Genomic DNA, 9851 nt, shown 5'->3' with positions numbered 1-9851 from the left:
GAATTTACAGTCTCATTGGTAATGCTGGTCCACTTCAACGTACCGTATTTCAATGGCGGCTTTATCGGTGTTGATGTTTTTTTCGTCATATCCGGCTTTCTGATTTCCGCACTGATCCATCAGGATATGCAAAACAGCCGTTTCTCGTTCGCTGATTTTTATAATCGTCGGATCAAGCGACTGGCACCTGCCACCATCCTGGCGGTAATTGCAACCACCATTGCATTCGGCTTAATACTCCTGCCAGAGGACTTTACTAGGTACATTCGCAGTGCTCGCGATGTATTCCTTTTTAAGTCAAACGTCCATTTTGCAAAAGAAACATCAGACTACTTCTCAGCTGAAGCTGACGCGATCCCACTTCTACACACATGGTCTTTAGCCGTTGAGTGGCAGTTTTACTTTATCTTCCCGGCTCTGTTTTATTGCGTAGTACGGTTTCTATCAGGCAGTTTCCTCGCTATATTCGGAGCCCTATCACTGGCTATGGGCTATTCCCTGTATGCCAGCTACTGGCAGGGAGAGGTTTACTACCACACATCAGCCAGAGCATTCGAATTTTTGGTGGGGACAGGTGTCTTCTTGCTGGCCCAAAAGCGAACAGTGCGATTGCCCAGCTTTGTCGTTCCATTCTCCATTGCGGGCTTAATTGTGATTGCCACCCAAATAGATGGCACATGGCAATATCCTGGCGTTCCCGCAGTGTTGGTCTCGTTGTTTACGGCAGCGATTTTGTATTCAGGGCAGTCCAATAAATTCCTGACCTCTTCAGTTATGGGGTGGATTGGAAAGCATTCATATTCAGCTTATCTGTGGCATTGGCCCCTTGTTGTGTTCTTCTACCATCAGGGAGAAACGCATAATCCTTTCATGATTCCAATGCTTTTTGTCCTCACCTTCGCTCTCAGTTTTCTCAGCTATCGGTTTGTAGAAAACCCAATTCGAAGATCAAAAATGAAGCTGGGTACCAGCCTTCTGATACTGGTAGTGCTACCAGTTTTTGGTGGTGTAGCAGCGTATTACTTTGCAAGGAAAAACGATGGCTGGCCTCAACGCCTGGGTGAAGTAGAGGGAAGGGCATATCAGCAGATAGCTAAGTATGAAGATCCCATGCGGAAAGTCTGCCATGTTTTTACTGGCACTAATCTGGAGCAGTGTGCATTCGGTGAGACTAAAAATCCTAAGGGATCATTGCTCCTATTGGGGGATTCCCACGGCCTCCATATAAAGCGATTCGTAGAAGTCCTGGCAAAAGATGCATCTTTGAAGGCATATACCCAAACAGAGTCTGAGTGCTTGATGCTGGTTGGGGACTATCAAAGTAAGATGCCAGGCCGTGCAGCTCGTTGCTCAAAAAGAACAGCAGAACTTTACCACCTTATCGATGGTGGGCAGTTTGACTACGTTGTTTTATCTGAACGCTGGCGTGGGTACTCGTTGCCAAGAGATGAAGGGGAGAGTGCGGTAGAAGCCTATCAGGAAGCGCTTACTGAGTCGATTGAGCGTGTGATTAATGCTGGGTCACAACCGGTTATCATCAAGCCTGTGGCGGAAGGAAACGGAACCAATTTCACGCTCTGTTTCTACAATAATATCGCTGCATTGGATGTCTGTGACATTGATCATCAGGAATCCAACCGGTTACTGAAAGGGATCTATGAAATGATGGATTTAGTCGCTGAGCAGTACCCATCTGTTATCTTCATTGACCCTCAGACAGTTCAATGTTCAGCGGGGGTGTGTAAGACACATGAAGATGGCATACCGTGGTATCAAGACACCCACCATATTTATGACTACACCGCGCAAAAGCTGGCAAAGGATTATCTGGCTGAGTTCAACAATCCGTTGAGATGAGTAATGAGGGATAGGTGTAGCGGGAGGCTTCCTGCTACACCTTCTAACCCTGATTACTGCATTTTCCCACCATCGGTATCCATCAAGTAATCAATGACCTTCAGCGTTTTCTCAGGCCACTGCAACAGCATTTTCTCTAATACCCGGCCATCATCGAAACCACCACAAAGTAACACGTAATCAAGATCCCATTGATGCTGTAGGCACTCTCGATAGACGGATCTTCCGGCCGTAATGGTGTCAGCATTAAGCTCGCCTTTCCGCGTCATCCTGTCTGCCCATTTTTGCCAGGGGTAATCGGCAAGGTCTGTTGGACGATCACCAGCAAACTCCAGGTTCAAGCGGGCCATCTGGAACGCCATGTAATTGCTTTGGGGGAGCAACGCTTCTGGGTAGTGTGCAAACATGTCCTCAGGTATGAATCGCTCTGCTACGAGATCATAGAAGTTCGTATGTGCGAATGGCCGATCAAGGTAAATCGATGCGAGGATTGCAGCTGGGAGTTGAAAGTAGGGCAGTTGTGAAATTGCCGGTTCACCGTCTACAAACTCCAAATCACTTTCAGTAACTCGCAGGCCATCTACAGCATCGGCCAATGTGGCGATTTGCTTTACAAAGTCATTATAAGTCTCAGCTGTACGGCGATCTGGGCTATTGCCCTTGGCTACATTCCAACTTGGATATCCATACATTATCCGGGCCACCAGCTCTAAGGACTTGGTGTGCTTAATCGGTATATCAAATTTTTCGAGAATGGATTTGAGGAACTGCGCTTGCTGCTTTATTTGCTGGATTAGCTTATCTGAAGCCATAACTAGACCTTAACCGTTGATACAGTTGTTCGCGTTCCTGCTGGAGGTTAAGAAAAAATCAAATACGAATTAATGACACGTTTGCCAATGTGCGAACTAATGCGGGTGTGTAATCCCCGGCTTGAGCCTGGGGAAAGAATACCGGGAGATCCGCAGTGCGTAAAGTATAGCGTTGCTAACGTGCTCTTTGCGGGAGGCCGTGACGATGTAAATCTTTTAGCATCACCCTAGAGCTTTTGGCCCTAGCGGTATTTCAAGACTCCGTAAAAGAACAGGCAGGCCAGAAAATGTCGGAAAGTGCTATGGGAAGGTGCTCATGATTGGGTGGGCTAAGGGAAGCAAGCTCTCTTCCCCGCCCGATCCATTACTGTTCTTCGGTGCTGTCCTTAACTACCTCAATATTCACACTGATGTTCACCTGATCAATATTTAAATCAATCAGGGTCATATCCAACAGCGAGAAATCGAAGTTGCCAGGTATCAGCATCAGTCCTACGAACAGAATGGTTTTCATTAACCATCCTTTCATCGGCATTCCTCAAAATCTGAGAAAACCGCTTTAACACCCTGTTGTCGCATCTTCTTAGGCGCATGGATTGATAACTAACCAAAGATATCTTCACCTCACGGTTTCCGGTTAATAACAAGAACAACCGGCCAGGTTTCCCTGTGTGCGACTTCCTTCTGCTTTAGGCTGCAACCCTTAGTTTCAGGCGGTGTTCCCTTCCATGGCAAACTACATTCCGCAGTCTGCCCAGTTAGCCACCCGCAAGCAGATAGCTAGGAGGGCAGACTATAAACCGTTGACAGTTAGGTAAAATACTTTGATGTGGCGGTGAATATACCACTCTCTACCTTGTAGGCAACTACAAAGTCATAGAGTGAGAGATGCTTGTATAATTAAAGAGTGTTTTTTATACTGTGACTAACCAAAGATATCTTCACCTCATGGTGATTCCCGATAAGAAGGCGGTGCCCTTTTTAGAAGGTGAGACAAACCCCACGGCTGCAACCGTGGGGTTTTGTTGTTTCTGGCCCTATGTAATTGAAAAGGTCCATTAACGGCTTCTTTTATTCCGTTAAGAGCAGGGAGAGTACAAGATGTCGGAAAGTGCTGAATGGCGGTTAATCGGAAAGCAATTTGAAGCCAAAGCGCCGCCAGCTCGAATCTGGCGAGATTCGCACTCAGGGCGGCGTAGCTACGCCACGAACCTAATCATGATCCAGGGCGTTGATTTGGACATAGTTTCGACGCTACTAGGCCACAGTGATCCGTCACACGCTGCCATATATCGAGATCCGACCTGAGCGGGTCAGGGAGATGTATGCCAGTGCTTTGGACTTACAAATATAACGGTTATGGGTTATATTTCTCCGAGTTAATTATTGCTAGAAGGCTTTTTGAATGTTTAAGAAAGGAAAGACTTCACCTGAACACGTAGCCCTGTTGCTTGAGCAGGTGCCTATTCGTGCTGGTTCACAAGCTGTTCGGGATGCAGCTACTGAGTACATGGTGAACGGAGGTAGTCAGCCTGAGATCGCCGCTAAGTACGAAGTAGAGCAAGCGTCGATTTCTAGGCTTGTATCGAGACTGAGAGAACTGAATGACTGGGCAGTAAATGTGGCAAAATATAACGATTGATCGTTATCTGAAATGAAGAAGGGACTGGCTGAAGCAAGCGATCAGGAAAAACAACGCAAAGGCCAAGCACTGGTTGAAAAGCTGCGCACCATCCCTGGAGCAGAGTTTTACCCGCCGCTAAATGCGCTGCTGAACTCTGTCCCAGAAGACGTTGCTGACGTTGTTTGCTGGCCGGATGAAGTAGCCAATGCGTTGAGTGATGCCGAGGTTATGACCCACGAACTCATATTGAATGGCAAACGTCTGCTTCAGGGTGATGAAACCAGTATTAAGGTGATCTTTAACAACCTGACAGGCCTCAACTTCACTCCTGAGAGGCGTCCTCACGGTGAGCCTGATGAGCATGAGCTTTACCTAGCGGATATGGCCCATGCATGGGGCGTGAGCGAATGGCGTGGAGATATACTGCTGCAAGCGTTTGGCGGTGAAGTAATGAAAACGCACAACTTTTGCTAACCGAATATGGCCCGATTGACTTCGGGCCGCACGAATATCAAACCTCGGGAAGGATACATGATTAGGTTCATTGATATACGAAATCAGGGTACTGGTGCTCGCTTCACATTCTGGAGTACCAGTAGTGATCGCTTTATTAGCATTGATGGCGAATTTGCGTGGAACAGCTGGGGTGAGTTTGCGGAAGTGGCACAAGGCCAGGTTGATCTTGATCGTTATCGCCGCATCTGTCCATCATGGGTAGATGACGGGGAGGAAGATGATATTGAGTCCTTCTACGATCCATCTTCAGAATCTATTAAATAACGAAAAGGATCGGGATGATGAGCGAAGACAATTTGATGTGCGAGTGTGGATGGATAGGCCATCGAAATGAACTTGTCTCTACAGATGAGGAGCCTGATTTGTTCCTTCACTGCCCTGATTGTGAACAGTCAGATGGCCTTGAATGCGAAGATGATGGCTCTGAAGAATCTGCAGATTAACTTTAACGGAAAGGCTCTATGAACTGCGATCAGCTTGGCGAGTTAATTGATGAGGGATTAACGATCAGGGACCTGATGCTAATTCGCTATTTGGCTGAGTGCGATGGAAGCAAAACCTACGTATCCCAAGCGGAAATGGAAACAAGACTTACCAAAAGATTCATTGAACGCAGCTGGGAAAACAAAAAGAAATATTACCAAAAAGTGCTGCTGGAGCCGCTATATCTGGTTGGTGCGACCAAGCCCGTAACGGTGGGTATTGGACTTACTGGCGAGGCTATAAAAATAGCTCAGTGGCTGAGTGATGAAAAAGATTAACGGAAAGGAATGAAGACATGGATAAACTCAAAAATATAGTTTTTAACTGGCTTTATACCGTTGCATTAATTTCAGTTTCTGGTCAGTTACTTGTTTTCTTTTGGGTGGCGCTAAGTGAGATAACTGGCGATCAGTATAGTGTTATGAATTTCGAGCAGGTTCTTTTCATTGGGGCAGGAATTATCGCCTGTATCTACCCTCCTATTGGCAGGGTTTTTACAGAGTATTCTGTGAGAATGACCGTCCCAGAAGGGGAATCATTATCTCATCGTGCTGAATACCGGTTGGTACTTTTGTTGAAACGATAAGTTAACGGAAAGTCACGGGGAGGACGCATGAAAGCAGGCGACAAGAAAATCTTCACCAAGAGCGGCAACGAGGTGCGTCTGATTGAGCGTTCTGGTGATGGCTGGATTGTAGAGCGCACAAAAGGCCGCTCTGCTGGGAAACAAATGTGGTGCCCAGAGAGGGCGCTGGTTAATAGAAAAAATTCAGGATTAACGGAAAGGCGAGGGAGCAGCGATGGCTAAATCAGCACTGAGGAAGACCAAGATCAAACGCGGCCTGTACAGCTATCGTAACCTGTTCCTGGTTGCTACCGAAAAGCTGGGCGGCGACAGCCGGTTAGATTGGATTGCCGTTGATAAGCAGGCAGAGGCCGAACGGGTATGGAACGGTGGTAAACCGGGGGATTATCGGTTTATTCAAAACACGCTGAACGGCTTGAAGCAGCATATAGATCAAGAACTTTAACTTTCACGGAAAGGAAATAGAAAAGTTTGATGATGCTGAAAAAGTATTTTGAAGAGCATGGATACGGCGGGATCATGACAATAGTCGGATTGGGTCTTGCGTCAATACTCATTTATTGGATAGCTCCAGACGCCTGGAAGCTCTGATCTGCCCCAAACTTTTACCCGCACAAAATCTTGGGACGAATCCAGATAAAAGCGATTTGGACAGGCAGATAGATAACCGATAAAAGTTGAGCGGTCAGCCTACTTAATAAATGCTCACTATTATGGTCCTTATGATGAATTAGGACTAGAATTGCAGTCATGAGCAAATCAATTCCTTACGAATCAGAAACCGCACTCTCTGCTCTCGGGCAGCGTATCACCGAGGCTCGGAAACGCCGGGGCTGGCGGCAGGCAGATGTTGCCGCGAAGGTTGGACTATCTAGAACGACTGTCCAAAAGGTCGAAGCCGGTGATCCTGGGACCGGGATCGGGGCCTACATGCAGCTCTTGGCGCTTTACGGGGCCACCAGCAGTATGAATCAGGTATGTCTTGTTGATGATGACCTTGGCTATCTGGATCACTCGACCACTAAGCAACGGGTCCGTCCACCAAAATCATTGGATAACGATTTCTAAGAACATCCACTGCGGAGAGCAATATGGAACCGATTAAAGAAGCCTGGGTGTTTGTAGATATGCCAATAGAGAGTGCTCCTGTCCTTGCGGGGCGTTTGGTCATTGGGGCAGGTCAGGGCCAGTTTGTGTATGGCAAAAGCTATTTAGCCAGACCAGATGCGTTTGCTTTGGACCCGGTGAATCTACCTCTGGTATCAAGCACTCAACAGATTCTTGGAAATGACGGGGTGCCCGCAGTATTACTCGACGGGGGGCCGGATAACTGGGGGCGAAAACTGATGCTGGCCCTGCACTCCCGGCACCCACAAAACAAGCTTGAAGAGTTGTTGGCAACCAAAGGGGCCGGTGTCGGTGCTATTCGTGTCTCATTATCACGTTCAGCTCCCAAATCGGAACCTGATTACCCTAGCCGAGAAAGCCTCCAGGCTATCGATGAGAATATCCATACGCTGATTGCCGAAGGGAAAATAACCCCGGATCTGTTAAAGCAGCTGGAGCCTGGTTCCTCAATGGGGGGAGCTAGGCCCAAAAGTGTTGTCAGGGACTCAGACGGCTCCTTGCACATTGCCAAATTTACACGGCCAGATGATCTATTCGACCAGAGTAAAGCAGAACAAATGTGTTTTCTGATGATGCGCGATTGCGGTATCCGGACAGCTGATTCCGAGTTGATCTCGGTTGCTGGTCGCTCTGTGATTCTGGTGAAACGGTTTGATGTTGAGCCAGCTGAAACGAGCCGCAGGCACTTTATAAGCGCTCATGCGTTAATGTATAGGCCGCGTGTAAGGGAAGGGGATCTGGACTCTGTATTCGCTTATCCGGCACTGTCAGATCTGCTGTTAAGGATCGGAGCCGGTTCAACCGATCAGATAGAGCTCTATCGCCGGTTAGTTTTTAACGTGCTGGTGGGCAATACCGATGATCATCTTCGTAACCACGGGTTACTGAAGAACACTGATGATAACCAATACCAGTTATCTCCGGCTTATGATGTTGTTCCGCAGCCGGGATCAACTGCTATGCAAGCGATCAGTATTGGCCCCGGAGGGCGATATCGTTCTTTGGATAATTGCCTATCCGCTGCCAAGTACTTCAGTCTGAAAGAAACCGAAGCTAAGCAGATCATCGATCAGTCCATGACCGTGTTGAGCAATTGGGAATCCTATGCTGAAAAGGTGGGCCTCTCGGGCGCGGATCGCCGTGTATTGAGTGGTGCCATTATGGGGACCGGGGCAAAAGTGGATTTCGAATCATTGGCAGAGCAGTTAGAAAATCGCCAACCAGTCGTTGGTAACGGTATTAGCCCACACGGCAGAAAATAGTTCTCTGCGTTTTTTGGACAACGACTAAATACCAATGTGATAAATCTAATAGCGGGGCAAATAACACAGTACTCCATGATTCCTTTCATTGGCCGATCTCCATTGTGGCCTATTTTGTATTCAACGGCATTTTCTCTGGCGGAGTGTGTTTGTTCAATAGAGTCCTGGCTTTAACCAGGCGCTCTGCCAGTTTCTTCGGACCAGCGCCCGGTGCCTTAGGTTGGCTGTCATACCGTTCCAAAATCTTAACTTCTTTATCGAACTGCCTCTCCTTACGGTACAGGATTGCTAACTGCTCATAGTACCAAGGGGCCACTCCCCAGCCTTCTCCAGCGTGCTCCGACTGTGACTCCGTTGCTTCAACACAATCAAGTAGTAGCACGATTGCTTCCTGATTCTTTCCTTCACGCTTTAGTTGTTTAATCGTTTCAATATGGTCGGTGTAATGCTTGCCAGCCGTTGAGCCAGCATCGCGTATATCTTGCATGGTTTCATTAAAACTATTACTGATCTCTTCAGTAGAATTCGTATTAACTAGCCGATTGAATAGGCGTTTTAACCAACTCATATGTTTCCTCTGCTCCCTCTCAGAATCAAAATCAGGCTTTCATAACCCAGTAAAGAACGTCTACTTCGATATCAAAGGCTATTCCACCAGGTAGCTTCCCGGCGGCGATCACATTCTTTCCATTGAAGCGTGCTGAAACTGCTTCGTTGGCGGCTTTTTCGATGGCGTGGGCATCCCCGAAAGTTCGGAAGCTGCGGTTGATAAGGTTTCTGTATTTGATTACCTGCTCATACTCAATGGGAACTGAGGTACGGGGGTGAGTCGCCAGTAGTACGGTGAAAACAGAGGCATCATCTCCAGCCAGTTTAAGTGCCTTGCGCTCATCTCTTTCTAAAGAATCGCAGAACCCACTGATGCTGATAGGGTCCATAGCAGCGTCATACGAATACATTGCTTTCAGTTCCACCAGCGCGACAGGCTTTCGATCTTGGACCACTGCCAGATCGACACGTTTCCATTCCCGAGAAACCACGTACTGATTGGGGAGCAGCTGGTGGACCGTATAGGCCCACCGATCACGTATGGGTAGCTCGATTTTTGAAGTCAGCGCCAGATAGGCAAGCTCATCTGGTTGGAATGCGCCGATGACCTCTTTAAGGGCATCAATCAAAATCTGCTCTACTCGGGGGGCGGAACTCTCACTATGGCTCCTTAGCAACGCCAGAGAGGCGTTTTTAATGTCACTGGCGATATCTTCCCCGTATTCTTGGCAATCCCGTTTATAGAGCTTTTCAAGCCGGGGGAGCATCCATTGCTGAAACGCATCGCTCTGTTCAACTTGTTTTATCTGGGAGACCGGGAAGACTTTGTATCCGTTTTGTTCTACCGGAGTGCCGAGGTACTTTTTAATGGCGGCATCAGTCCATTTCCTTTCGTCTTTCAAGCGCCAGACTGTAATCCACTTTGACATGATGCTCTGCCGGTTAGCTTCCCGTTGCTGCTGTGCATAAGCTTTACGTTCACTATCAGAGTAGAGCTGGTATCGGCCGGTTTTATTGTTGTGGAATCCCATGTG

15 protein-coding genes are annotated in these 9851 nt (G+C 47.7%); 11 read left to right on the top strand and 4 right to left on the bottom strand.

The annotated features are described in order from the left end of the window. Positions 1-21 precede the first annotated feature (21 nt). On the top strand, positions 22-1857 hold the full coding sequence (locus QUD59_RS19070) for an acyltransferase family protein (RefSeq protein ID WP_286241169.1): 1836 nt from the start codon (positions 22-24) through the stop codon (positions 1855-1857). A gap of 53 nt (positions 1858-1910) precedes the next feature. Here QUD59_RS19070 and QUD59_RS19065 read toward each other — a convergent pair whose 3' ends face one another. Next, on the bottom strand, positions 1911-2669 hold the full coding sequence (locus QUD59_RS19065; protein WP_286241168.1) for a glyoxalase superfamily protein: 759 nt from the start codon (positions 2667-2669) through the stop codon (positions 1911-1913). Positions 2670-3033: 364 nt separating this feature from the next. Further along, entirely contained in the window at positions 3034-3198 is a 165-nt protein-coding gene (locus QUD59_RS19060) for a hypothetical protein (protein ID WP_286241167.1), read from the bottom strand. A gap of 572 nt (positions 3199-3770) precedes the next feature. Between QUD59_RS19060 and QUD59_RS19280 the strand changes: the two genes are divergently transcribed. From QUD59_RS19280 to QUD59_RS19015, 10 genes are all read left to right on the top strand, one after another. Beyond that, positions 3771-3977 carry a tyrosine-type recombinase/integrase gene (locus QUD59_RS19280; RefSeq protein WP_350227812.1) on the top strand — a complete coding sequence of 69 codons (207 nt, stop codon included), beginning with the start codon at positions 3771-3773 and terminating at the stop codon, positions 3975-3977. Between the two features lie 97 nt (positions 3978-4074). Then, entirely contained in the window at positions 4075-4311 is a 237-nt protein-coding gene (locus QUD59_RS19055) for a PapB/FocB family fimbrial expression transcriptional regulator (RefSeq protein ID WP_286241166.1), read from the top strand. A gap of 12 nt (positions 4312-4323) precedes the next feature. Beyond that, positions 4324-4767, top strand: coding sequence for a DUF7688 family protein (locus QUD59_RS19050; protein WP_286241165.1), 444 nt, complete (start codon positions 4324-4326; stop codon positions 4765-4767). Positions 4768-4824: 57 nt separating this feature from the next. Then, on the top strand, positions 4825-5073 hold the full coding sequence (locus QUD59_RS19045; protein WP_286241164.1) for a hypothetical protein: 249 nt from the start codon (positions 4825-4827) through the stop codon (positions 5071-5073). A 197-nt stretch (positions 5074-5270) separates the two neighbouring features. Further along, complete coding sequence (locus QUD59_RS19040) at positions 5271-5570, top strand: hypothetical protein (protein ID WP_286241163.1); 300 nt, start codon at positions 5271-5273, stop codon at positions 5568-5570. A 17-nt stretch (positions 5571-5587) separates the two neighbouring features. Continuing rightward, positions 5588-5878, top strand: coding sequence for a hypothetical protein (locus QUD59_RS19035; protein WP_286241162.1), 291 nt, complete (start codon positions 5588-5590; stop codon positions 5876-5878). Between the two features lie 27 nt (positions 5879-5905). Then, entirely contained in the window at positions 5906-6100 is a 195-nt protein-coding gene (locus QUD59_RS19030) for a hypothetical protein (RefSeq protein ID WP_286241160.1), read from the top strand. Beyond that, positions 6093-6323: a hypothetical protein gene (locus tag QUD59_RS19025; protein WP_286241159.1), complete on the top strand. Its 231-nt coding sequence runs from the start codon at positions 6093-6095 to the stop codon at positions 6321-6323. Before QUD59_RS19030 ends, QUD59_RS19025 begins: the two co-directional genes overlap by 8 nt. A 305-nt stretch (positions 6324-6628) precedes the next feature. Further along, positions 6629-6946 carry a helix-turn-helix domain-containing protein gene (locus QUD59_RS19020; RefSeq protein ID WP_286241158.1) on the top strand — a complete coding sequence of 106 codons (318 nt, stop codon included), beginning with the start codon at positions 6629-6631 and terminating at the stop codon, positions 6944-6946. A 23-nt stretch (positions 6947-6969) separates the two neighbouring features. Next, positions 6970-8268 (top strand): type II toxin-antitoxin system HipA family toxin, encoded by a 1299-nt coding sequence (locus QUD59_RS19015; protein WP_286241157.1) that lies wholly within the window; start codon positions 6970-6972, stop codon positions 8266-8268. Positions 8269-8377: 109 nt separating this feature from the next. Here the strand turns inward: QUD59_RS19015 and QUD59_RS19010 are convergent, their stop codons facing one another. Both QUD59_RS19010 and QUD59_RS19005 read right to left on the bottom strand, forming a co-directional pair. Continuing rightward, positions 8378-8836, bottom strand: a complete 459-nt coding sequence (locus QUD59_RS19010) for a hypothetical protein (RefSeq protein ID WP_286241156.1) — start codon at positions 8834-8836, stop codon at positions 8378-8380. Positions 8837-8867: 31 nt separating this feature from the next. Next, entirely contained in the window at positions 8868-9848 is a 981-nt protein-coding gene (locus tag QUD59_RS19005) for a hypothetical protein (RefSeq protein WP_286241155.1), read from the bottom strand. Between the last annotated feature and the right edge of the window lie 3 nt (positions 9849-9851).

Origin of the sequence: Neptuniibacter halophilus, assembly GCF_030295765.1 — a bacterium.
GTDB classification, from domain to species: Bacteria; Pseudomonadota; Gammaproteobacteria; order Pseudomonadales; family Balneatricaceae; genus Neptuniibacter; species Neptuniibacter halophilus.
This window is presented reverse-complemented; position numbering and strand designations above follow the sequence as displayed.